The organism is Pararoseomonas sp. SCSIO 73927, from assembly GCF_037040815.1.
Taxonomy (GTDB): Bacteria; Pseudomonadota; Alphaproteobacteria; order Acetobacterales; family Acetobacteraceae; genus Roseomonas.
The window spans coordinates 4,639,949-4,663,985 of the sequence record NZ_CP146232.1 but is presented as its reverse complement, the minus strand read 5'-3'; the positions used below and the strand labels follow the sequence as shown (position 1 = coordinate 4,663,985).

General features: G+C 73.5%; 17 protein-coding genes. 12 read left to right on the top strand and 5 right to left on the bottom strand.

The features are described 5' to 3' along the window. Positions 1-14 precede the first annotated feature (14 nt). The 4 genes from VQH23_RS22045 (at position 15) to VQH23_RS22030 (ending at position 4,219) form a co-directional block, all read left to right on the top strand. Positions 15-272 (top strand): exodeoxyribonuclease VII small subunit, encoded by a 258-nt coding sequence (locus VQH23_RS22045; protein WP_338662810.1) that lies wholly within the window; start codon positions 15-17, stop codon positions 270-272. Between the two features lie 20 nt (positions 273-292). Continuing rightward, positions 293-1,204, top strand: a complete 912-nt coding sequence (locus VQH23_RS22040) for a polyprenyl synthetase family protein (protein WP_338662809.1) — start codon at positions 293-295, stop codon at positions 1,202-1,204. A 24-nt stretch (positions 1,205-1,228) separates the two neighbouring features. Continuing rightward, positions 1,229-3,169 (top strand): 1-deoxy-D-xylulose-5-phosphate synthase, encoded by a 1,941-nt coding sequence (dxs, locus tag VQH23_RS22035; RefSeq protein WP_338662808.1) that lies wholly within the window; start codon positions 1,229-1,231, stop codon positions 3,167-3,169. Positions 3,170-3,463: 294 nt separating this feature from the next. Continuing rightward, on the top strand, positions 3,464-4,219 hold the full coding sequence (locus VQH23_RS22030) for a TlyA family RNA methyltransferase (protein ID WP_338662807.1): 756 nt from the start codon (positions 3,464-3,466) through the stop codon (positions 4,217-4,219). On the opposite strand, the gene VQH23_RS22025 is transcribed toward VQH23_RS22030, so the two are convergent. The 4 genes from VQH23_RS22025 to fabI all read right to left on the bottom strand — a co-directional run bounded on the left by VQH23_RS22025 (position 4,216) and on the right by fabI (position 7,729). Continuing rightward, positions 4,216-4,359, bottom strand: a complete 144-nt coding sequence (locus VQH23_RS22025; RefSeq protein WP_338662806.1) for a peptide chain release factor 1 — start codon at positions 4,357-4,359, stop codon at positions 4,216-4,218. The two genes, VQH23_RS22030 and VQH23_RS22025, sit on opposite strands and share 4 nt — an antisense overlap. 111 nt (positions 4,360-4,470) lie before the next feature. Beyond that, the gene (locus VQH23_RS22020) at positions 4,471-5,679 is read right to left on the bottom strand and encodes a hypothetical protein (RefSeq protein ID WP_338662805.1); all 1,209 of its coding nucleotides are present in this window, start codon (positions 5,677-5,679) and stop codon (positions 4,471-4,473) included. A gap of 62 nt (positions 5,680-5,741) precedes the next feature. After that, the gene (gene aroC, locus VQH23_RS22015; RefSeq protein ID WP_338662804.1) at positions 5,742-6,848 is read right to left on the bottom strand and encodes a chorismate synthase; all 1,107 of its coding nucleotides are present in this window, start codon (positions 6,846-6,848) and stop codon (positions 5,742-5,744) included. Next, on the bottom strand, positions 6,848-7,729 hold the full coding sequence (gene fabI / locus VQH23_RS22010) for an enoyl-ACP reductase FabI (RefSeq protein WP_338662803.1): 882 nt from the start codon (positions 7,727-7,729) through the stop codon (positions 6,848-6,850). The genes aroC and fabI overlap by 1 nt, the downstream gene beginning before the upstream one ends. A gap of 86 nt (positions 7,730-7,815) precedes the next feature. Here fabI and pdxH point away from each other — a divergent pair, with 86 nt between their 5' ends. The 3 genes from pdxH to VQH23_RS21995 all read left to right on the top strand — a co-directional run bounded on the left by pdxH (position 7,816) and on the right by VQH23_RS21995 (position 10,901). Continuing rightward, complete coding sequence (pdxH, locus tag VQH23_RS22005) at positions 7,816-8,448, top strand: pyridoxamine 5'-phosphate oxidase (RefSeq protein WP_338662802.1); 633 nt, start codon at positions 7,816-7,818, stop codon at positions 8,446-8,448. Positions 8,449-8,458: 10 nt separating this feature from the next. Beyond that, on the top strand, positions 8,459-9,943 hold the full coding sequence (locus VQH23_RS22000) for an AAA family ATPase (protein ID WP_338662801.1): 1,485 nt from the start codon (positions 8,459-8,461) through the stop codon (positions 9,941-9,943). Between the two features lie 82 nt (positions 9,944-10,025). Next, positions 10,026-10,901 carry a universal stress protein gene (locus VQH23_RS21995; RefSeq protein ID WP_338662800.1) on the top strand — a complete coding sequence of 292 codons (876 nt, stop codon included), beginning with the start codon at positions 10,026-10,028 and terminating at the stop codon, positions 10,899-10,901. Between the two features lie 42 nt (positions 10,902-10,943). Here the strand turns inward: VQH23_RS21995 and VQH23_RS21990 are convergent, their stop codons facing one another. Further along, complete coding sequence (locus tag VQH23_RS21990; protein WP_338662799.1) at positions 10,944-12,773, bottom strand: ABC-F family ATP-binding cassette domain-containing protein; 1,830 nt, start codon at positions 12,771-12,773, stop codon at positions 10,944-10,946. A 171-nt stretch (positions 12,774-12,944) separates the two neighbouring features. On the opposite strand from VQH23_RS21990, the gene VQH23_RS21985 reads away from it, so the two are divergent. The 5 genes from VQH23_RS21985 to VQH23_RS21965 all read left to right on the top strand — a co-directional run bounded on the left by VQH23_RS21985 (position 12,945) and on the right by VQH23_RS21965 (position 24,026). Next, the gene (locus VQH23_RS21985; protein WP_338662798.1) at positions 12,945-14,003 is read left to right on the top strand and encodes a glycosyl hydrolase family 8; all 1,059 of its coding nucleotides are present in this window, start codon (positions 12,945-12,947) and stop codon (positions 14,001-14,003) included. Between the two features lie 139 nt (positions 14,004-14,142). Further along, a complete protein-coding gene (locus VQH23_RS21980; RefSeq protein ID WP_338662797.1) occupies positions 14,143-15,159 on the top strand; it encodes a hypothetical protein in 1,017 nt (338 codons plus the stop codon). A 16-nt stretch (positions 15,160-15,175) separates the two neighbouring features. Beyond that, complete coding sequence (locus tag VQH23_RS21975) at positions 15,176-16,045, top strand: cellulose synthase operon protein YhjQ/BcsQ (protein WP_338662796.1); 870 nt, start codon at positions 15,176-15,178, stop codon at positions 16,043-16,045. Continuing rightward, on the top strand, positions 16,042-20,751 hold the full coding sequence (gene bcsA / locus VQH23_RS21970) for a UDP-forming cellulose synthase catalytic subunit (RefSeq protein WP_338662795.1): 4,710 nt from the start codon (positions 16,042-16,044) through the stop codon (positions 20,749-20,751). Before VQH23_RS21975 ends, bcsA begins: the two co-directional genes overlap by 4 nt. Further along, complete coding sequence (locus VQH23_RS21965; protein WP_338662794.1) at positions 20,748-24,026, top strand: cellulose synthase subunit BcsC-related outer membrane protein; 3,279 nt, start codon at positions 20,748-20,750, stop codon at positions 24,024-24,026. Before bcsA ends, VQH23_RS21965 begins: the two co-directional genes overlap by 4 nt. Positions 24,027-24,037 lie beyond the last annotated feature (11 nt).

Sequence of the window (24,037 nt, the reverse complement as noted above, 5' to 3'; positions counted from 1 at the left end):
GGAACCCGCCAGCCATGCCCGATACGATGACCGATGCAATGAACGAGTCCCTGGCCGAGGTTGAGAACCTCTCCTTCGAGGAGGCGGTGGCCGAGCTGGAGGCCATCGTGCGCCGGCTGGAGGGCGGGCAGGCGAAGCTGGAGGAGGCGATGGACTCCTACGCCCGCGGCACCGCCCTGCGCGCGCACTGCCAGCGCAAGCTGGACGAGGCGGAGGCGCGGGTCCAGGCCCTGGTGCCCGGCCCGGTGCCGGCCCTGCGGGACGTGGAGTAGGGGCGGCGATGAGCGGGACGATGACGGACGCGACCTTCGCGGAAGACCTGAAGTCGGCGATGGCCGAGGCCGCCTCCGAGGTGGACGAGGCGCTGGACGCGCTGCTGCCGAAGGAGGAGGGCGAGGAGCGCAAGCTTTTCGCCGCCATGCGTTACGCCACCATGGGCGGCGGCAAGAAGATGCGCGCCTTCCTCGTGCTGGAGGGCGCGCGGCAGTTCGGGGTAGGCCGCGAATCCGCCCTTCGCGTGGCGGCCGCGGTCGAAATGCTGCACGCCTACTCGCTCGTGCATGACGACCTGCCGGCGATGGACGACGACGACCTGCGCCGCGGCAAGCCGACCGTCCACAAGGCCTGGGACGAGGCCACCGCCATCCTGGTGGGCGACGCGCTGCAGACCCAGGCCTTCGCCACCCTGGCCGCGCCCGAGACGCACCAGGATCCGGCCGTGCGCGCCGATCTCTGCCTCGCGCTGGCCCTCGCCTCCGGCGCGCGCGGCATGGTCGGTGGCCAGATGCTGGACATCATGGCGGAAACCGCGACGACGCCGCCCGACGAGGCCGCGATCGTCCGGCTCCAGCAGCTCAAGACCGGCCGGCTGATCGAGTTCTCGGCCGAGGCCGGCGCCATCCTCGGCAAGGCGCCCGCCCATTCCCGCCAGTGCCTGCTCTATTATGGCCGCGAGATCGGCGCCGCCTTCCAGATCGCCGACGACCTGCTGGACCTCACGGCGACCCCGGAGGAGACCGGCAAGGCCACGGGCAAGGATGCCGGCGCGGGGAAGGCGACCCTTCTCGGCCTCCTCGGCCCCGAGCGCGCCCGCGCCCAGGCCGAGCGGCTGGTGGACCAGGCCAAGGCCCATCTTGAGAGCTTCGACGAGCGCGCGGGCCTTATGCGCGCGCTGGCCGACCACGTCATCCGCCGCCGGAACTAGGCGGCGATCGAGAGAGCACGACGCATGTCCCCACCTGTCACGCCCCTCCTCGACCGCGTCCGTCATCCCTCGGACATGCGCAACCTCTCCCCCGAGCAGCTGAAGCAGCTGGCGGAGGAGTTGCGGGCGGAGACGATCCACACCGTCTCCACCACCGGCGGGCACCTCGGCGCCTCCCTCGGCGTCGTGGAGCTGACCGTCGCGCTGCACGCGATCTTCGACACGCCGGACGACCGGCTGATCTGGGACGTCGGCCACCAGACCTACCCCCACAAGATCCTGACGGGGCGGCGGGACCGGATCCGCACGCTGCGCCAGGGCGGCGGGCTGTCCGGCTTCACCCGCCGCAGCGAGAGCGAGTACGACCCCTTCGGCGCCGCCCACTCCTCCACCTCCATCTCGGCGGGCCTCGGCATGGCCGTGGCGCGCGACCTCCTCGCGCCGCTGGGGAAGGGGAAGGGCGTCGGGCAGAACGTCATCGCCGTGATCGGCGACGGCGCCATGTCCGCCGGCATGGCTTATGAGGCGATGAACAACGCGGGGGCGCTGAAGTCCCGCCTCGTCGTGGTGCTGAACGACAACGACATGTCGATCGCGCGCCCCGTCGGCGCCATGTCGGCCTACCTCTCCCGCCTCATCTCCTCGCGCCCGTTCCTCTCCATCCGCGAGGTGATGGGGCGGCTGGCCCGGCGCTTCCCGCGGCCGCTGGCGCAGGCGGCCAAGCGCGCGGACGAGTACGCGCGCGGCATGCTGACGGGCGGCACCCTCTTCGAGGAGATGGGCTTCTACTATGTCGGCCCGATCGACGGGCACGACCTGGACCACCTGCTGCCCGTGCTGCGGAACCTGCGCGAGGCCGACGAGGGCGGGCCCATCCTGCTCCACGTCGTGACGCAGAAGGGTAAGGGCTACGCCCCCGCCGAGGCGAGCGCGGACAAGTACCACGGCGTGGTGAAGTTCAACGTGGTGACGGGCGAGCAGGTGAAGGCCCCGCCCGGCCCGCCGAGCTACACCAAGGTGTTCGCCCAGGCCCTGATCGCGGAGGCCGATGCCGATCCCACCGTGGTCGCCGTGACCGCCGCCATGCCCAGCGGCACCGGGCTGGACGCCTTCGAGAAGCGCTTCCCCCGCCGGACCTTCGACGTGGGCATCGCCGAGCAGCACGCCGTGACCTTCGCCGCCGGCATGGCGACGGAGGGGCTGAAGCCCTTCGTCGCGATCTACTCCACCTTCCTCCAGCGCGCCTACGATCAGGTGGTGCACGACGTGGCGCTGCAGAACCTGCCCGTGCGCTTCGCCATGGACCGCGCCGGGCTGGTGGGCGCGGACGGCGCCACCCATGCAGGCGCCTACGACGTCGCCTTCCTCGGCTGCATCCCCAACATGACGCTGATGGCGGCCGCCGACGAGGTGGAGCTGGTCCACATGGTCGCCACCGCCGCCGCCCATGATTCCGGGCCCATCGCCTTCCGCTACCCGCGCGGCGAGGGCACGGGGCTGGAGCTGCCGGCGCGCGGCACGGTGCTGCCGATCGGCAAGGGCCGCGTCCTGCGGGAGGGGAGCACCATCGCCATCCTCTCCTACGGCACGCGCCTGGCGGAGGCGATGAAGGCGGCCGAGGAGCTGGCCGCCCAAGGCCTTTCCTGCACCGTTGCGGATGCCCGCTTCGCCAAGCCGCTCGACACGGAGCTGGTGGAGCGGCTGGCCCGCAGCCACGCCGTGCTGCTGACGGTGGAGGAGGGCAGCGTCGGCGGCTTCGGCAGCCTCGTCGCCCAGCACCTCGCCCATGCCGGGCTTCTGGACGGCGGCCTGCGCTTCCGCCCGCTGGTTCTGCCGGACGCCTACATCGACCACGAAGCGCCGAAGAAGCAGTACGACCTGGCCGGGCTCAACGGGCCGCAGATCGCCCAGGCGGCGCGCGACGCGCTGGGGCGCGAGGTGGCCGTGCAGCCGGCCCGGGCCTGAAGCCGCCGTAGACAGGGGGAGGGCGATGGGATTCGCCCTCCCCCTGCTAACCCCGCCCTCATCTTCTCTCCAACGGCTGCTGTGAAACGCGGGAGCTTCGGCTTCCCTGGGGCATGGGCGCCCTGCGCCGGACAGGTCTCCCCGGCGAAAGCCCTAAGAGGGAAATCGGGGTCCGGGCGGTAGACCCTGCCAGCGCCTCCCGGCGTCGCCGAGCCCGCGACTTCCGCACGTCCCTGTTCCCCCACCGGGCGGCTGGGGCTGCTATCCTGGCCGGCCTTTCGCGGAGACGACGCCTTGCCACAGCCCAAGCCCGCCAAGCAGCGCGCCGACGCCGCCCTCGTGGAGCGGGGCCTGGCCGAGAGCCGGACGCGGGCGCAGGCGCTGATCCTGGCGGGGGTGGTGTTCAGCGGTGAGCGCCGGGTGGACAAGCCCGGGCAGGAGCTGCGGGAGGGCGACCCGCTGGAGGTGCGCGGCCAGGACCACCCCTGGGTGAGCCGGGGTGGGCTGAAGCTGGCGCACGGGCTGGAAGCCTTCGGGCTGGATCCCGCCGGCCGGGTCTGCATCGACGTAGGCGCATCGACCGGCGGCTTCACCCATGTGCTGCTGCACCACGGGGCGGCACGGGTCTACGCGGTGGATGTCGGCCACGGGCAGCTGGCCTGGAGCCTGCGGAACGACCCGCGCGTGGTGGTCCTGGAACGCGTGAACGCCCGCTACCTGGAACCGGCGCAGGTGCCCGAGCCGGTCGGGGCCGTGGTCTGCGATGCCTCCTTCATCGGCCTCTCCACCGTGCTGCCGGCGGCCCTGGCCATGGCGGCGCCCAGCGCCTTCGCCGTCGCGCTCATCAAGCCGCAGTTCGAGGCGGGGCCGGGCAATGTGGGAAAGGGGGGCGTGGTGCGCGACCCGAACGTGCATCGCGCCGTCTGCGCGAAGGTGACGGGCTGGTGGTCGGGCCTGGCGGGCTGGGAGGTCCTGGGTGTTACGGAAAGCCCGATCACCGGGCCCGAGGGAAATAAGGAGTTCCTGATCGGCGCCCGCAGGTCGGGCTAGCGCTGCGCGCCCGGTGCGGCGGTGCCCTGGGAAAGGCGGCCGGCCAGGGCCCAGACGCGAGCGGGGTCCATGCGGACCTCGGGATCGTTGAGCAGGCGGTCCAGCTCCTCCTGGGCTCTCTCGATCTCCGCGTCCGTCATGGCCGTCCTCGTTCTCTTGCGGTGCAGCATGGGCCTGAACGAAGAGGTGCGGCCATCGGTTTCCTTGATCCTCCCGTCCTTGTGAGGATCATGGCCGTTCTCTGGCCCGTGCTACGGCGTGGAGACGAGCGCCGGCAGAAGCGCCGTCTCACGCGCATGCGGGCGGGCGGGGTTGCGGAAGCGCAGCTCGCCCTCGGGCACCGAATCCGGCGGCGCCATGCCGAAGAGCTCCATTCGCGACGCGCAGGTGACGGCCGAAACCCGCCGCGCTTCCGGCGTGGTGAGGAAGCGGCGCACCGCGCCCTCGAGGTCCCGCCTGTCCCGCAGGCCGCGCCACTCCTGGCGACCGATGTCGTCCAGGAACATGGCGAGGACGCCCGCCCTCTCCCCGCCGAGCCGGCCGGCGGCGGAGACCATGCGGCGGCAGACGGCGCGGGCGATGTCGCTCGCCTGACCCGCGCGCGCCGCGAGGACGAGCATGTTGCCGCTGCCCTGCTGGGCGACGGCGAGCTGCGCCTCGGGCCCGAACAGCGCCCGCAGCGCCTGGGCCGGCACCGCCGCCTGTGCGCCCGCGAGCACCAGCGGGTCCAGCTTCAGCACGGCAGCGGTGTTCGAATCCTGTCGCCGACGGTCCCGCAGCATCTCCATGATCCGGCGCTGCAGGGCGGGGCCGTCCAGCGAGTCGCCGCCCAGCCCGTCGGGCAGCGTCATCTTCAGCACGTAGCGGCCGGGATGGGCGGCGAGCCAGGTTTGCAGGTCGGGGTTGATCCCGTCCACGAAGGCGCACCAGTCGCCGCGCAGAAGCGGCCGCCCCTCCTCCGCCGAGAGAGTCTCGCAGACCACCTCGGCCTCCGCGCCGCCGCGCGAGATGAGCAGGTCGTGCGGCGTGCCCTCGGCAAGGCCGGTGAAGCGCACCTCGAAGCCCTTGGCACGGTGCAGCTCGGCGACGCGGAGCAGGTGGAACATCGGGATGAGGTTCGCCTCACCCGTCAACCCGGCGAGGACCTGCGCGCAGAGCCGCCGGCGCGGCTCCTCGGGCAGCGTGTCCGCCAGCCGCGCCGCTGTCTGCGCCAGCGCCAGCAGCTCGCGCTCGGGGGCGCCGGCACCGGCCATGGCGCCCGGGGCGGAGAGGCGCTGGAGGGTCAGCTCGAGCGCGTGACGTTCCTGGGCGGCGCGGCCGGTCAGGGTGGCCGCCCGCGTCCGGCTCGCGATCTCGGCCATGCGCCCCTCCCAGGATCCTGGGCCGGCGAGGCCGAGGAAGCCGGTCAGGTTCTCGGCATCGCGGGGTGAGGGCGAGGAGGGGGCGGCTGAGGTCGGCATCGGGCACCTTTGGGCGCCCTAGAAGTAACCGAGTGCTGCGGTCGGATAAAGGAGAAGCCCGTTCAGTTTCTCGGGAGCCGGGTGGACAGCGGCGCGTCCCGCACCTGCGCCCGGTGTCGCAGGAGGGCGTCTGCCAGCACGCAGGCGACCATCGCCTCGCCGACCGGGACGGCGCGGATGCCGACGCAGGGGTCGTGCCGCCCCTTCGTGATCAGCTCCCGCTCCGCCCCGTGCCGGTCCACGGTGCGCCGGGGCACGAGGATGGAGGAGGTGGGCTTCACCGCGAAGCGCGCGACGATGGGCTGGCCGGTGGAGATGCCGCCGAGGACGCCCCCCGCGTGGTTGGCCAGGAACGCCACCGTGCCGTCCGGCGCCATCCGCATCTCGTCCGCGTTCTCCTCCCCCGTCAGGGCGGCGGAGGCGAACCCGTCTCCGATCTCCACCCCCTTCACGGCGTTAATGGACATGAGGGCGGCGGCGATCTCCGCGTCCAGCTTGCCATAGAGGGGGGCGCCCAGCCCGGGCGGCAGGCCCTCCGCCACCACCTCCACCACGGCGCCGACGGAGGAGCCGGATTTGCGGAGGGCCAGGAGGCGCTCCTCCCACCGCGCGGCGGCGGCGGGGTCCGGGCAGAAGAAAGGGTTCTCCTCCACCGCCGACCAGTCCCAGGCCGCGCGGTCCACCTCGTCCCCACCCATCGCCACCAGCGCCCCGCGGATCGTCACGCCCGCGCCCAGCACCCGCCGCGCCACGGCACCGGCCGCCACCCGCACCGCCGTCTCCCGGGCCGAGGAGCGGCCGCCGCCGCGGTAGTCCCGCACGCCGTACTTCAGATGGTAGGTGAGGTCCGCATGGCCGGGCCGGAAGCTCTCGGCGATCTCGCCATAGTCGCGGGAGCGCTGGTCAGTATTCTCAATTATCAACGAGATAGGCGTTCCGGTTGTCACGCCATCGAAGGTTCCGGACAGGATGCGGACCTGATCCGGCTCCTGCCGCTGGGTCACGAACCTGGATTGACCGGGACGGCGGCGATCGAGAAAAGGCTGGATGTCCGCCTCGGTCAGCGGCAGGCCGGGCGGGCAGCCATCCACCACCCCGCCGATCGCCGGCCCGTGGCTCTCGCCCCAGCTGGTGACGCGGAAGAGGTGGCCGAAGCTGTTGTGGGACATCAGCCCCTCTCGCCGGGTGCCTTCTCAATAGCAATGTCCGGCGCCTCCGGGTGCTTCATGCCGACGATGTGGTAGCCGCAATCCACGTGGTGGACCTCGCCCGTCACCCCGCCCGAGAGGGGAGAGAGGAAGTAGAGGCCGGCGCCGCCCACCTCCTCCAGGCCGACGTTGCGGCGCATGGGGGAGTTGTACTGGTTCCACTTTAGGATGTAGCGGAAGTCGCCGATGCCGCTGGCGGCCAGCGTCTTAATGGGCCCGGCCGAGACCGCATTCACCCGGATGCCGGAATCGCCGAGGTCGGCCGCCATGTAGCGCACGCTCGCCTCCAGCGCCGCCTTGGCCACGCCCATGACGTTGTAGTGCGGCGTCCAACGCTCCGCGCCGAGATAGGAGAGGGTAAGGAGCGAGCCGCCCGGCTTCATCATCGCGGCCGCGCGGCGGGAGACGGTGACGAAGGAGTAGCAGGAGATGTCGAGGGCCTGGAGGAAGGCCTCCTTCGGCGTGTCGAGGTAGCGTCCGCGCAGGTACTGCTTATCCGCAAAACTAATGGCATGGACGAGGAAGTCAATCCCGTCCCACCGCTCCGCGACCCGGGCGAAGGCCGCGTCGACGGCCGCCTCGTCCGAGACGTCGCAGGGAACCAGAAGGTCGGAGCCGATGGAGGCGGCGAGCGGGCGCACGCGCTTCTCCAGCGCCTCGCCCTGATAGGTGAAGGCGACCTCGGCCCCCTGCGCGGCGACGGCCTGGGCGATGGCCCAGGCGATAGAGCGGTCATTTGCCACGCCCATCACGATGCCGCGGCGGCCCTTCATCAGGTCGCCCTTCATCGGCAGCCCAGAGGGCAGCGCGGCGGCATCCGCCACGGCTTCGGCGTCATCCATGGGGTGTCCTCCACGCGGCGGGGCATCGGTTGCGACGGGGGCGGAGGGGTGGCACACCGCATGGAACGGAACAAGGGGCCGAACGCATGAGCCTGACCACCGAGGTTCCCGCCGGCGAGGCCCGCTCCTCCGGCATCCCCGACGCCGCCGAGCCCCTCGGCCTCTTCGCGGCCTGGTTCGCGGAGGCGGTCGCGGGAGAGCCGAACGACCCGAACGCAATGTGCCTCTCCACCGCCACGCCAGACGGCCGCCCCTCCTCGCGCATGGTGCTGCTGAACGGGCGGGACGACCGGGGCTTCATCTTCTACACCAACGAGGGAAGCCGGAAGGGCGGGGAGCTGCTGGCGAATCCGCGGGTGGCCCTGCTCTTCCACTGGAAGTCGCTGCGGCGGCAGGTGCGGATCGAGGGCGCGGCCGAGCGGGTGACGGAGGCGGAGTCGGACGCCTACTTCGCCTCCCGCCCCCGCGGGTCCCGCCTCGCCTCCGCCGCCTCGGACCAGTCCCGGCCGCTCCCGTCCCGCGCTGTCTTCGAGGCGCGGATAGCGGAGCTGGACGCGGCCTGGCCCGGCGACGCGATGGTCCGCCCGCCCCACTGGGGCGGCTTCCGCGTGGTGCCCGAGGCGATCGAGTTCTGGCAGGACATGCCCTTCCGCATGCACGACCGGCTGGTCTTCCGGCGCGAGGGCGAGGCGTGGCGGACGGAGCGGCTGTATCCGTGAGGACGGGGCCGTGAGCCTCCCCGCCGCCCAGGCCGGGGCGGCGGCGCTGCTCTCGCGGCTCACCGGCGGGGCGGCGCCCGTGGAGACCCACATCTCCGCCGTCTTCATCGGCCCGGACCGGGTGCTGAAGCTGAAGAAGGCGGTGGGCCTCGGCTTCCTGGACTTCACCGAATCCGCGTCACGCCACCGCTACGCGGCGCGGGAGCTGGAGATCAACGCGCCTGCCGCGCCGGGTCTCTACCGCGGCCTCCACGGTATCGGCGGCGCGGCGGACCGGCTGCTGCCGCCCGACGACCCGGCGGCGGTGGAATGGGCGCTGGAGATGGCGCCGGTCCCCGCGGACGACTTCCTGGACGCGGTGGCCGCGCGCGGCGGCATCGATGGACCGATGCAGGACGCGCTGGGCGACATGGCGGTGGCCCTGCGCGGGACTTACCCGGCCGGCGGGACGGGGACGGACGCGGTCGCCGCATTCCGGGCCGTGCTGCGCGGCAATGCCCGCGCCGCGTTGGGCGCCGGGCTGGAGCTGCACCGTGTCCTCGCCTGGCGGCGGGAGGCGGAAGGGGCGCTGCGGCGTCTCGCCCCCGTGCTGCGGGCGCGCGCGGCGGAAGGGCGGATCCGCCGCTGCCACGGGGACCTGCACCTCGGCAACGTCCTGCTCTGGCGCGGCCGGCCCGTCCCCTTCGACGCGCTGGAGTTCGACGAGGCCCTGGCGACGGTCGACACGGGCTACGACCTCGCCTTCCTCATCGCGGACCTGCTGCACCGCTGCGGCCGGGCGGCCGCCTGCCGCGCCCTGTCCCGCGCCGTGGGCACCGGGGGGGATGCCGGGCAGGTGGCGGGGCTGCCGCTCTGGCTCTCCACCCGCGCCATGATCCGGGCCCACTGCCTCGCCCGCATGGCGGGGCAGGGGGAGGGGGCGCTGGCCTTCCTGGCGGAGGCCGAAGGTTATCTCCGCCCGCCGCCGCCGCGCTTGGTGGCCGTGGGCGGGCTGCAGGGGACGGGGAAGACGAGGCTGGCGCGGCTGCTGGCGCCGCGCTTCGGCGCCGCGCCGGGCGCGCTGCACCTGCGGAGCGACGAGATCCGCAAGCGCCTGGCCGGGGTGCCGGCAGAGGCGCGGCTGCCGCCCGAGGCCTACACGCCGGAGGCGGGCGCCGCGGTCTATGCGGCCGTTCTGGCCGAGGCCGGGGAGGCGCTGCGCGGCGGGCACTCCGTTATCGCCGACGCGGCCTTCCTCCACCCGGCCCAACGCGCCGGGATCGAGGCCGTGGCGCGGCCGGCGGGCGTGCCGTTCACCGGCCTCTGGCTGGAGGCGCCGGCAGATCTGCTGCGTGCCCGCATCGCGGCGCGGCGGGGCGACGCCTCGGACGCGACGCCCGAGGTGCTGGACCGCGCCGCGGCGAGCCCCGCGGGCAACATCGCATGGAACCGGCTGGACGCTTCCGGGGACCCCCTGGCGGCGGCGCTTGCGGCCGCCCACCTGCAATCATGCTAGACCTGACCGCGCCGTGCCGGATTCGGGGCGGCAGGGGGGAGGGGGCAGAGCCGCCTCCGCCGGATCACGACGAGGTTCCGCCATGGCCTACCGCCGCATCCTACTGCCCCTGACCGGCACCTCCGCCGGCGAGGCCGCGCTACAGACCGCGGTGATGACCGCGCGGATCTGGCACAGCCATGTCCACTGCCTGCACGTGCGGGTGGACGCGCGCGACGTGGCGCCGCTGGCGGGCGAGGGTCTCTCCGGTGCCATGATCGAGGAGATGATGGCCGCGACGGAGCGGGAATCCGGGGACCGCGCCCAGCGCGTGCAGTCGCTGTTCGAGCGCTTCGTGGTCGGCAAGGAGGTGGTGCTGGCCAGCTCCGCGGAAGCCGCGGAGAAGGCGGACTCCGCCACCCTCTCCTTCGCTTCCGTCGCGGGGCGGGAGGAGGACCTGGTGGCGCAGCAATCGCGCCTCTACGACCTCGCGGTGGTGCCGCACCCCGACTCGCGGGAGGACGTCTCCTCCTCCGACGCGTTGCACGCCGTGCTCTTCGACAGCGGGCGCCCCGTGCTGATCGCCCCGCGCCTGCCGCCGGAGACGATCGGCACCCGCGTCTGCATCGCCTGGAACGGCACGGCGGAGAGCGCGGCCGCGGTGGCCGCCGCGCTGCCCTGGCTGCACCGGGCCGAGGCGGTTCGCGTGCTGCACAGCAAGGACTACCAGCGGCGGGGCCCGGACGTGCAGGGCATCCTCGCCTATCTTCGCTGGCACAGCATCGCCGCGGAGCCGGTGGAGTTCTCCCCCGTCACGCGGGAGGTGGGGGCGGGGCTGCTCGGCGCGGCGCGGGATTTCGGGGCGGACCTGCTCTGCATGGGCGCCTACAGCCACTCCCGCATCCGCCAGCTCATCCTCGGCGGCGTCACCCGGCACGTCCTGGACAACTCCGACATGCCGGTGATGATGTGCCGCTGAGCGGACGACCGGCCGCCTGAACTCACGGCCGGAGAGGCCGCCTCAGGAGGCGGCCTCGATCTCCTCCCGCCGCATCTCCAGCTCCAGCCAGCGCTCCTCCGCCTTTGCCAGCGCGTCCTGGCGGCCGGCGAGGAGCTCGCTCGCCTTGGCGAAGCGCGCGGGGTCGCGGGCGTAGAGCTGCGGGTCGGCCAGGATCTCGCCGAGCTTCGCGATCTCCGCGTTCAGCTTCTCCATCTCGCCCGGTAGCGTCTTCAGCGCCTGCATCTCCACCATGCTCAGGCGTGGGCGGGATGAAGCTGTGGGGACAGGGGCCTCGGCCGTTCGTCTCGGGGCGGGTAGGGGCGCCGCGGCCGCCGCCCGGGCGCGCACCCCGTGGCCGCGCTGCGCCACCATGTCCGAGTAGCCGCCGGCGTAGTCCTGCCAGCTGCCGTCGTTCCCCTCGGCGCCCTCGTAGGCGATGATGCTCGTTGCCACGCGGTCCAGGAAGTCGCGGTCGTGGCTCACCACCATCACCGTGCCCGGGTAGTCCGCGATCATCTCCTGCAGCAGGTCGAGCGTCTCGAGGTCGAGGTCGTTCGTCGGCTCGTCCAGCACCAGCAGGTTGCTCGGCCGCGCCATGGCGCGCGCCAGCATCACCCGCGCCCGCTCCCCGCCCGAGAGGACGCCGAGCGGCGTGCGCGCCTGCTCCGGGAGGAAGAGGAACTCCTTCATGTAGCCGATGACGTGCCGCGGGGAGCCGCCGACATGCACCATGTCGCCGCGCCCTTCGGTCAGCGCGTCCGACAGCGTCATGGAATCGTCCAGGCTCGCGCGGCGCTGGTCCAGCGTCACCATCTCGATCCCCGTGCCCAGCCGCACCTCGCCGGAATCCGGAGGCAGGACACCAGTCAGCATGTTCAGCAGCGTCGTCTTGCCAGCGCCGTTGGGGCCGACGATGCCCACCCGGTCGCCGCGCAGGATGCGGGTGGAGAAGTCCCGCACCACCTCGCGCCCGCCATAGGTCTTCCCGATCCGCTCCGCCGCGACGACGAGGGTGCCGGAGCCGTCCGCCTCGCTCGCCGCCAGCCGGACCCCGCCCTGCGGGCCGCGGCGCTGCCGGTGCTTCTCTCGCAGGGCCGCCAGCTCGCCCACCCGCCGCATGTTGCGCTTGCGCCGGGCGGTGACGCCGTAGCGCATCCAGTGCTCCTCCCGGACGATTTGCCGGGCGAGCTTGTGGTGCTCCCGCTCCTCCTCCTCCAGCACCTGGTCCCGCCAGGCCTCGAAGCCCGCGAAGCCCTGCTCGAGGCGCCGGGTGGTGCCGCGGTCCAGCCAGACCATGGCGCGGGAGAGGGATTCAAGGAATCGCCGGTCGTGGCTGATGAGGACGAGCGCCGCGCGCATCCCGGCCAGCTCCGACTCCAGCCACTCGATCGCCGGCAGGTCGAGGTGGTTCGTCGGCTCGTCCAGCAGCAGCACGTCGGGGGAGGGGGCGAGCACCGCGGCCAGCGCCGCCCGCCGCGCCTCGCCGCCGGAGAGCCGGGCCGGCTCCTCCTCGCCGGTCAGGCCCAGCTGTTCCAGGAGGTAATGGGCCCGGTAAGGATCGTCCCCCGGCCCGAGCGCCGCCTCCACGTAGGAAAGGGTGGTGGGGTAGCCGGAGAGGTCGGGCTCCTGCGGCAGATAGCGCAGCGTGGCGCCGGGCTGCAGGAAGCGCGTGCCGCCCTCCGGCGTGACGAGCCCGGCCGCCACTTTCAGCAGGGTGGACTTGCCGGAGCCGTTGCGCCCCACCAGCGCCAGCCGCTCGCCCTGCCCGACGGAGAGTTCCGCGCCGCTCAGCAGCGGGGTCTGCCCGAAGCCCTGCCGGATACCCTGGAGAAGGAGAATAGGGGGTGCCATGGGCCGCATATGGCATTCCCGTCGCGTCCTGGCACGGGGGCGCCCTTTGCCGGCGCGGCGAGCGAAGTTTCTGGCTTCGCGGGAACGTGATGCTATAAGCCGGCCGCCGGGCAGCCGCGGCGCCGGAGGGGCGCCAACGGACCGTTAAGCCCCGGCGTGCAGGCTCAGGGCATGCCGATCCATATCCCACGCCGATCCGCACTGTGTTTTCTCTCCGTCGCAGCGGCCGCCGCGATGCGGGGCGGGACCGCCATCGCCGCCGAGGAGGCGCGGGGCTGGGCCTCCTTCAAGGCCCGGTTCCTCTCCCCGGAGGGGCGGGTGATCGACAACAACAACAACAACCAGTCCCACTCCGAAGGGCAGGGCTGGGGCCTCTCCCTTGCTGAGCACTTCGACGACCGGGCTGCCTTCGACCGGATGCTGCTCTGGACCCGCCGGAACCTGCGGCGGGATTCGGACTTCCTGCACTCCTGGCGCTGGCTTCCGGACCGCCAGCCGCCGGTGCAGGACAGCAACAACGCCACGGATGGCGACCTGTTCATTGCCAGCGCGCTCCTCAAGGGCGGGCGGCGCTGGTCCGACCCGGCGCTGACGGAGGAGGGCACGGCGATCGCGCGCGACGTCCTCCGGCTGCTCGTCCGCCGTGCGGGCGGGCACCTCGTGCTGCTGCCCGGCGCCCGCGGCTTCGAGCACCGGGACCATGTTGTGCTGAACCCCTCCTACTACTCCTACCCTGCCATCGCGGCGGTGGCGGAAGCGGTGCCGGACCCGGCCTGGCTGCGCGTGGCGAGCGACGGGCTGCGGCTGCTGCGCTCGGCGCGGTTCGGCCGGTGGGGCCTCTCGCCGGACTGGCTGGCCGTGTCGCGGCTGAACGGCCGTGTGGCGCCCGCACCGGGCTGGCCGGCCCGCTTCTCCTACGACGCGGTCCGGGTGCCGCTCTGGCTTGCCTGGGCGGGCCTCTCGGACGAGGCCGCGGTGGCAGCACCCCTGAATTTCTGGTCGGACGCGTCCCTGCGCCAGATGCCGGCCTGGGCCGACCTCTCCAACGACAGCGTGGCGCCCTACGCTGCCGGCCCGGGCGTGCGGGAGATCGGGCGTTTCGCGGCCCTGCAGCGCGGCCTGCGGTGGGACCGCGGCGGGCCGGAGCCCGCCCACGACCGTGATTATTATGACACAGCCCTGGCGCTGCTCGCACAGATGGGCGCGGCCGAGAGGCGGGTGCGTCTCTAAAACCACTTCGGTAAACGAAAAAATAAGATACAGTCCGGTCCGGTCGGTGCCCCGATTCCGGCGCCACTGCGATTGGGGTGGTTGAATGGCGCAGGACACGGATGTTGCCCGGATGGCAGCCGCGCTGAGGACGCCCTCCATGCGCTACAGGAGCTTCGGCAACGAGGCGGTCAGGAACCCCGTTCCGCCCGCTGCTCCTGCGCCGACGGAGGATCAGGCCTTCAGCGCGCTGGGCGATGCGCTTTCCGGCGTGGAGGATCTGCCGCCCGACACGGTGATGGCGGAGACCGCGCCGGTCCCCACCGAGACGCCGATGCTGCCGGTGCGCGAATCCTACCCGACCTATCCGACGAGCTATCCGGACCCCCAGCCGACCGCACCGGATCCTTACGCTCTGCTTGAACGGGCGCCGCCCGCGCCCCTTCCGTCCCCGGTCGCGCCGCCGCAGCCGGTCGCCGTCCTGCCGGCCGTGCCGCCGGCCGCGGTGGTCCCGCCCGTGCCCACCCCCGCGCCCGTTCAACACCAACCCTACCAGCCGCCCCAGCCCGCCCCGATGGTGCCCCCAACCCGTCCGGTCGCGGCGCCGGAGCCGCCCGGCTCGAGCCTTCTCCAGGTTCTCCTCGGCGGCCCCGTCCCGCCGCGGGCGGCGGCTCCGTCACCCGCGCCCTCGTCGCCCCCGGTCGTGCCCGCGGCGCCGGCCGCCGCGGAGCCGGAGCTCGCCGCGTCCGCGCGGTCGGCTCCCGTGCTGCCGCACTCCGCGCCTGCCGCACCGGTGCAGCCCGCCCCCGCGCAGCCGACCCCGGTCCAGCCAGTGCCTGTGCAGCCCGCCGCCAGGGTCCCGGCCGCGCCGGTGGTGCCGCAGGCGGCACCGTTGCCGATGCCGATGCTGGCCGCGCTGCCGGCAGCGTCCTGGCCGCCGGCCGGCTTCTCCGGCGGCACCGGCTCCTCCCTGCTGGACACGCTCATGGGGGTGGGTGCCGGCCCAGCTGCGGGTACGATCCACTACCCCTTGCTGGATGCGCTCGGGGATGCGATGCGCGGCAGCGCGGCCGATCCGTCGCCCCGCCACTGGCCTGCCGCGCGGGTGGACATCGCGCTGCCGGAACTTCTCCGGCGCATCGCCGCCGGCGTCCGATTCGCCAGAACTGCCGCCTGAGTTCAGGAGCAACCCCGTGCCGCTGATCTGCTTCGCGTCGCCCAAGGGTGGGGTCGGCAAGACCACGCTCACCGCCAATCTCGCCGACGCGTTGCAGCGCCTGGGCCATCGTGTGCTCGCGGTGGACCTGGACGCCCAGAACGCCCTGCGCCTGCACTTCGGCGTGCCCCTGACGGACCGGAGCGGCTTCGTCTCCGACCTGCTGCAGGGCAGTTCCGACTGGCGCGCCCACCTGCGCCAGACCCCTTCCGGCGTGCTGCTGCTGCCGCACGGGGCGATGGACCTGCGCGGCGCGCTGGACCTCGCTGTCGCGCTTGACCGCGACCCCGAGCTACTCGGCAAGCCGCTGCGCGAGATGCTGGCCGAGCCGAACCTCGTCGTGCTGGCCGATCTCCCGCCCGGTCCCTCCCAGGCGCTGGCGCTGCTGGCGCCGCTCGCCACCATGGTCATCGGCGTGCTGCAGGCCGAGGCGATCAGCGCGGCGCTGGTGCCGGAGATCGAGAGCGGGCGCTTCCTCGGCACCGGCACGATGGCCGCGCTGCTGGCCGGGCGGCTGCGCGTGGTGCTGAATGGGGTGGACCTCTCCTCCCGCCTCTCGCGGGCCTCGGCCGAGGCGGTGGCGCGGCACCTGGGCTACCGGATGATCGGCGCGATGAGCCGCGAGGAGACGGTGGCCGAGAGCCTGGCCTGCCAGCGCCTGCTGCTGGAGCACGCGCCGGAGAGCCGGGCCGCGTCGGACCTGAAGGAGGTGGCGCGTCTGATCTCGGCGGCGCTGCCGCCCGCCGTCGCGGCCACACCGCCCGCCCCGGACCCCATCCCGGAACCCGCGGTGTCGCCCGAGGCGGCGCCGCTCCCCCAGCAGCCGACGGTTGAGGCGAGCCGATGAGAGGTTTCAGGCGCGCGCTGGGCGGGAGTGCTTGGCTGGCGCGGATCGCCGTGCTGCTCGGCTTCATCATCGCTCTGCCCTTCATCGTCGCGCCGCTTGAGGCGGAGCAGCAGGCCTGGGTTGCCGTCGGCGGCCTGCTGGTCTTCGTGATCTGCGGACTGGTTCCGGGGAAGGGCTCGCTCGTCTTCCTGGCGCTGCTCTCCGGCGTGATCTCGTCCCGCTATATCTACTGGCGGATCACGGACACGCTGGACTACACGAACTTCTTCTCGACCTTCCTCGGCACCGGCCTGCTGCTGGCCGAGATCTACGCCGTCGTCGCGCTGCTGCTCTCCTACCTGCAGTCGCTCTGGCCGCTCGACCGCCGCCCGGCGCCGCTGCCGGACGACCCGGAGGAGTGGCCGACCGTCGACGTCTTCATCCCGACCTACAACGAGCCGCTGGACGTGGTGAAGCCCACCATCTACGCGGCGCTGGCGATGGACTGGCCGCGCCACAAGATGAACGTGGTGCTGCTGGACGACGGCCGGCGCGAGGAGTTCCGCGCCTTCTGCGAGATGGTCGGCTGCGGCTACATGATCCGCCCGGACAACAAGGGCGCGAAGGCCGGCAACATCAACCACGCGCTGTCCCGCACGGACGCCGAGTACATGCTGATCTTCGACTGCGACCACGTGGCGACGCGCGCCTTCCTGCAGATGACCATGGGCTGGCTGATGCGCGACGCCGGGCTGGCGATGGTGCAGACGCCGCACCACTTCTACTCGCCCGATCCCTTCGAGCGTAACCTCGCCTCCGGCACGCGCGTGCCGAACGAGGGCCTGCTCTTCTACGGCCTGATCCAGCAGGGCAACGACCTCTGGAACGCGGCCTTCTTCTGCGGCTCCTGCGCCGTGATCCGGCGCACGGCGCTGGAGCAGATCGGCGGCGTGCCGACCGAGACGGTGACGGAGGACTGCCACGCCTCCCTCAAGATGCAGCGCCTGGGCTGGCGCACCGCTTATCTCCGCCTGCCGCTGGCGGCAGGGCTCGCGACGGACCGCCTGATCGCGCATATCGGCCAGCGCATGCGCTGGGCGCGCGGCATGGTGCAGATCTTCCGGATCGAGAACCCGCTGCTCGGGCCGGGGCTGAACCTGACGCAGCGGCTCTGCTACGTCGCCTCCATGTGGCACTTCCTCTTCCCGGTGCCGCGCTTCATCTTCCTCACCGCGCCGCTCGCCTTCCTGCTCTTCGGGCAGAACATCATCGCGGCCTCCCCGCTGGCCATCATCGCCTATGCGGGGCCGCACGTGGTGCACGCGGTGCTCACCAACTCGAAGCTGCAGGCGCGGGTGCGCCACTCCTTCTGGTCCGAGATCTACGAGACGGTGCTGGCGCTCTACCTCCTGCCCGTCGTGATGACGACGCTGCTGGACCCCAAGCGCGGCAAGTTCAACGTGACGGACAAGGGCGGCACGCTGGAGGAGGGCTACTTCGACTTCCGCGCGACGGGGCCGAACTTCATCCTCGCCATTATCCTCGTGCTTGGCCTGCTGTCCGGCATCTACGGCATGGCCGCGAACCCGCCCGAGAGCCTGGACTTCCAGGCCTATGCCCTCAACAGCGTCTGGGTCGTGCTCTCGCTGCTGACGGTGCTGGCGGGCCTGGCCGTGGGGCGCGAACGGCGCCAGGTGCGCGAGCGCGCTCGCGTCGGCGCCATCATGCCGGTGAGCGTCGTGCTCCCGGACGGTCGGCTCGTGCCCGGCGAGACGCTGGATCTTTCCCTCGGTGGCGTGGCCGTGGCCGCGCCGCGGCCGGACGGCCTCTCGGAGAACGTGCTTGTGACACTGGAGATCGACTTGGGTCCGGAACGCGTCGCCATCCCCGCCGAGGTGCTGCGGTGGCAGAACGACCGCCTGCAGATGCGCTTCATGCCGCAGGACGCCCGTGACGAGGGCAACATTACCCGTGTGGTTCTCGGCCGCGCCGACGCCTGGGTGGACTGGGACGACGTCCGCCACGACCGGCCGATGCGCTCCCTCGGCGAGGTGGTCCGCAGCATCGGCGGCCTGTTCCGCGGCGACAGCCAGTTCTCGCTGCGCGCCCGCCGGGCCCGTCGCCAGGCGGCTGCCCGCGCGGCGCGCGCTGGCGCGCCCCGGCCCGCCGCTCCGGCCGTGCCCCAGCCGGGCCGCGGCGCGGAGGCCGCCTCCCGCCGTGCCGCGGAGCGCGCGCGCCGCTCCGCGGCCGTCCTGCTCGTCCTCGGGCTGGGCCTGCCTGTGACGGCGACGGCCCAGACGGCGGCCCAGGGCAGCTTCACTCCGCCGCCGCTGCCGGGCGGGGGCCCTGCCGCCCCGTCCGCCGCGCCCGCCGCTCCGCCGGCCTTCTCGCCCACCCCGCCCGTGCCGATCCAGCCGGCCCCGAGCGCGACGGCGCCCGTGCCGCAGTACGCGCCTTCCCCGGTTGCGCCCGCCGCGGCGCCGCCCCTCTCGGCTCCCCCGGCCGCGGCGCCTTCGGCTTCCCTGACGCCGGCGCAGGTCGCCCCTTCCGCCCCCGTGACCTTCGGCGGGGAGACGACGCCCGGCGTCGGCTCCCGCACGGAGACACGGACGCTGCGGCAGCTCGGCCTGCGCAGCCCCATGCAGCTGCGCGGCCTGGCCGACCTGCAGGGCATCCTGTTCGGCATCCGCTCGGACGAGGTGGTGACGGGCGCGAGGCTGACGTTGCAGGGCGCCACCAGCCCGGCGCTGATTCCCGAGCTGTCGCAGATCGCGATCACCATCAACGAGCAGTTCGTCGGCACCATCACCCCCGACCGCGCCCGCCCGGCCTTCGGCCCGGTGGAGTTCCAGATCAACCCCGTGTTCTTCGCGGACAGCAACCGGCTGAACTTCCGCTTCACCGGCCGCTACGCGGTGGAGTGCAACGACCCGCTCTCCGGCCTGCTCTGGTCCACGGTCTCCGACCTTTCCACCCTTCAGCTCACGCTGGAGCGGCTGCCGCTGAACCGCGACCTGGCCCGCCTGCCGGAGCCCTTCTTCGACCCGCGCCTGCTGCGCGAGCCGCTGGTGCTGCCGGTGGTGATGGCCGAGGGCGCGGGGAACGACGCGGTGCGGGCGGCGCTCGTCGCCTCCTCCTGGTTCGCCGTGCAGGCGGACTACCGCGGCTCCAGCTTCCCCGTCAGCGCCGTGCTGCCGGCGCGGGGCAACGCCATCGTCATCGCGACGGGGTCGGACTCGGTTCCCGGGCTGACGCTGCCGCGCATGGACGGGCCGACGCTCGCTATCCTGCCGAACCCGAACGACCAGAACTCCGTGCTGCTGCTCGTCGGCGGCCGGTCCGGCGCCGAGGCGGCGACCGCCGCGCAGGTGCTGGCCACCGCGAAGGAGGGCCTCTCGGGCGAGACGGCGACCGTGCAGGTGCAGAACCTGCCGGCCCGCGAGCCTTACGACGCGCCGCGCTGGATCCGCAACGACCGCCCCGTGCGCTTCGGCGAGCTGGTGGACCCGGCGGAACTGCAGTCCTACGGCTACGCGCCGGGCCCGGTCTCCATTCCCTTCCGCACGGCGCCGGACCTCTACACCTTCCGCGACCGCAACCTGCCGGTGGATGTGCGGTTCCGCGCCCCGCCGGGCCCGATCCTGGACCTCGCCGTCTCCCGCCTCGATGCGGCGCTGAACGACGTCTACCTGAAGTCCTTCCCACTGCGTGAGGGCGATCCGGGCTGGCCCTGGAACTGGGTGTACCGCACCGTCGGCAGCACCGGCTCCGAGCGGGGCGAGGGGACCTTCGGCCTGCCGCCCTACCTCGTCTTCGGCCTGAACGAGCTGCAGTTCCGCTTCGACCTGCGCCCGCTGCACCGCGGCGACTGCGTGAGCGTGCCGGGCGACATCCGCTCCTCGATCGATCCGGACAGCACGATCGACCTCTCCGCCGCCTACCGCTTCACGGAGCTGCCGAACCTCGCCTACTTCGTGGGCTCGGGCTTCCCCTACACGAGGATGGCCGACCTCTCGACGACGGCGGTGGTCCTGCCGGACCGCGCCTCGGCGCTGGAGGTTTCCTCCGCGCTGAACCTCATCGGGCGGATCGCGGCCATCGTCGGCTACCCGGCCACCCGGATCGACGTGGCGCGGCCGGGCGGGCTGGAGGCGGTGCGCGACCGCGACCTGATGGTCATCGGGCCGCTCAACCGGCAGCCGGCGCTGGCCCAGCTGCTGCGCGACGGGCCCATCACGGTGGACGGCAACCGCGTGACGGTGGCGCTGCCGGACGCGCTGGAGGGCTTCCGCAACATCTTCATCTCCGATGACCGCCGGCTCGAGCGGGAGCGGCTGACGGCGACGCTGGGCGGCCAGGGCGGGGAGGGGAGCGGCCTGCTGATCGGCTTCCAGAGCCCGCTGAACGGTGATCGCTCCGTCGTCGCCCTCACCGGCTCCAGCCCGCAGGGGATGGAGGCGATGCTCGGCGCGCTGCGCGATCCCGACCAGCAACCGCGCATCCAGGGCGACGTGGCCACGATCACCAACGGCCGCGTGGAGGCCTTCAAGGTGTCGCGCAACTACGGGGTGGGCAGCCTGCCCATCACCCTGCTGCCGCAGCGCTACCTGACCACCCGGCCGGACCTGATGCTCGGCCTGCTGGTGGTGGCGGCGCTGATCATCGCCATCCCGCTCTACTGGGCGCTGCGCCGCCGGGCGATCCGCCGGCTGAGGATCCGGACATGACCTCGCTTCGCCATCGCCTCCTCGCCGCGGCCGCGACGGCGGCCGTGACGGCGGCCCCGCTGGCCGCGGTGCCCGCACTGGCGCAGGCCACCGGGGTACAGGCGCTGATGGAGCAGGCCGGCTACTGGCGCGCGCAGGGGCAGCCCTCGCGGGCGGTCGCCGCGCTGGACCGGGCCCTGGCCTCCCAACCCTCGAACCCGGATGTGCTGGCAGCCGCGGCCCTGCTCCAGGTGGAACTAGGCCAGCCCGCGACCGCGCAGGACCTTCTCGGGCGGCTCCGCGGGGCCGCGCCGGACGACGCCAGGATCGCGAAGGTCGAGGCGGCCCTGAACCTTGTGCGGGAGCGGTCCGCGCCGGCCGTCGTCGCGCAGGCGCGCGAGGCCGGCCAGCAGGCCATGGAGACCGGCGATCCGGCGCGGGCCGCGCGCGCCTTCGAGGCCGCCCTGGCCCGGGATCCCGCGGATGCCGCCGCGCTGGGCGGGCTCGGCGTGATCCGCCTGCGGCAGGGGCGGGCCGACGAGGCCGCCGGGCTTCTCGGCCGCGCCGCCGCCGTGTCCCCGGTGGAGGCGCGCCGCTGGGCCGCCCCGCTCGAGGAGGCCGCCTTCGCGGCGGAGCTGGCCGCGGCGCGGCGCTATCTCGGGCGCGGCGAAGCGGAGCGCGCCGAGGCGGTGCTGCTGCGCGCGAGCCGGCGCGAGGCGATGGACCGCGCGGAGGCCGAGGCCCTGCTGGGCGAGATGGCCCTGCGCGCCGGCGACCTCGCGGAGGCCGAGTTCCGCTTCCGCGGCGCCCAGCTGCGCCGCCCCGCCCTGCCCACCGCCCGCGATGGGCTGCTGGAGACGCTGCGCCGCGCCAATCGGATCGCCGAGGCCGACGCGCTCGGCCGGCGGGCTGCCACCGAGGCCTCGCCGCGCGCCGAGGCGCTGCGGGCCGAGGCGGCGCGCACCGAGGACCCCGAGGCCGCGGTCGCGCTGCTGCGAAAGGCCGCGGAGGCCTCGACCACCCCCTGGGCGAGGCTCGACCTCGCCCGGCTTCTCGCCCGTCAGGGGCGCGGGGCAGAAGGGCGGGCGTTGCTGGAAGGCGGCCTGCCCGCCAGCCCGGCGCCGGAGGTCGTGCTCGCCGCCGCCCTCTTCGCCTCGGATGAGGGGCGCGTCGCCGATGCCATGCGTCTCCTGGACCGCGTGCCGGACCGGGTGCGCGGCCCGACCGGGACCCGTCTCCTCCGATCCCTCCGCTGGCAGGTGGAGGTCGCATCGGCGCTGTCCCTCGATCCGGCGGGGCAGCGCGCCGCGCTCCTCGCCATGGCGGGCCGGCCCGACCCCACCGGGGAGGCCGCGCTGCTGGCCCTGCGCGGTCTGCTGCGCGCGGGAGACCGCGACGGCGCGGCGGAGGCGGCGCGCCTGGCGCTGGCCGGGAACCGCGGGGGCGACGCCGCAACCCGGATCGCGCTGGCCGGGGCCATGGCCGATGCCGGCCTGACGCGCGAGGGCGCGGAGCTCTTGATGCCGCTCGCGGCCGATGCCGGCGTCTCGCCGGCGCAGCGCCGGCAGGTGGTGGCGTTGGGCGGGCCTGCCGGGCCGCGCCTTGCCGCCGCGGCGCCGCCCGCGCCGATCGAGGCCGAACCGCCGCGGATCTACCAGGGCGCGCGCGATCCGCGCGTGGCCGGGCGGATCGCCGAGGCGGTTCTCCGGCGCGATCCGCGCAACGTGGAGGCCCGGCTCGGCGCGACCGAGGCCGCGCTGCTGCGGCGGGACGTCAGCACCGCCGAGGCACTGGTCGCCGAGGGGCGGTTCCTGAACGCCAGCGACCCGCGCATCTCCATGGCGGAGGCCGGGCTCGCCCGCGTCACGGGGGATCGGCGCCGGGCGCAGACGGCGCTGCAGCTCGCGGCCGACCAGCGCCGCGCGCAGATCGGGGCCGCCGCGCCCTACCGGCGCACGGTCCTGGCGGGCTCCACGGCCGGGGACGGGCAGGGCTCCTCCTTCGTTCCGCTCGACTCCAACCCGGCGAGCGCTGCCCGGATCGGCGTGACGCCGACCCAGCTGCGCGAGTCCGACGATCCGCTGCTCAGCGAGATCGGCCGGCAGCTGGCCGAGGTGAACCAGGAGACGACCGGGCGGGTGGTGCCCAACTTCGCCTTCCGCTCCCGCACCGGCGAGCGCGGCCTGGAGCGGCTGCGCGAGTACGGCGGCGGCGTCGAGGCCGGGATGCCCCTGCCGGGCATCGGCGGCGAGCTGAGCGCCCGCGTGCAGGCCGTGACCCTTGATTCCGGCAGTGCCGGCAGCTCGCTGAACCGCGCGCGGCGCTTCGGCACAAGCGCCGTGGCCCTGCCGGGCTTCGGCGCGGACATCCCTTCCGAGCAGATCAGTGAGCAGGCTGCTGCGATTGCCGCCGGCCAGGCTGCCGCGCTGCGGCCGCGCGACAACTCGGCCACGGGCACCAGCATCGGTATCGCCTACGCGCGGAGCGGGGTGACGGTGGACATCGGCTCCACCCCGCTCGGCTTCCGGGAGAGCACGGTGCTCGGCGGCGTGGAGGTGACGCCGCGCCTGGCGGAGAACCTGCAGCTCCGCCTGCGGGGCGAGCGGCGCTCAGTGACCGACAGCATCCTCTCCTGGGGCGGCGTGCGGGACCCGCTGAGCGGGAACACCTTCGGCGGCGTCACGCGGAACACCGGCGTCGTGCAGCTGGAGTACTATCCCGGGCGGTTCGGCGGCTATGCCGGCGGCGGCTACTCCTACATCACCGGCAATGGCGTGGCGGACAACCAGCGCTGGCAGGCGCAGGGCGGCGTGAGCTACGCCATCGTCCGCAACCCCGAGCAGGAGCTCGTGACGGGGCTGGACCTTCTCTACTTCGACTACCAGAAGAACCTGCGCTACTTCACGCTCGGCCACGGCGGCTACTTCAGCCCGCAGACCTATGTCGCCGCCTCCGTTCCCCTGGACTGGCGCGAGCGGCGCGGCAACTTCGCCTACCGCCTGGGTGGCAGCGTCGGCGTGGGCTACTTCCGGGAGCGGGGCGAGGCCGTCTTCCCGGACAACCCCGCCCTCCAGAGCCTGCTGGTGCAGCAGGCCGCCGCAGCCCCCACAAACACCAGCGTCGCCACGCGCTACGGCGGCCAGAGCTCTACGAACTTCGTCTGGGGCGTGCGGGGTGATCTCGAGTACGCGCTCACGCCCACGCTGCGCGTGGGCCTCTCGGGCCGTTACGACAAGTCCGCCGATTTCCAGGAGGGGCGGGCCCTTGTCTACGCCCGCTACCGCTTTGACCCGTGAGGAGGCGACGC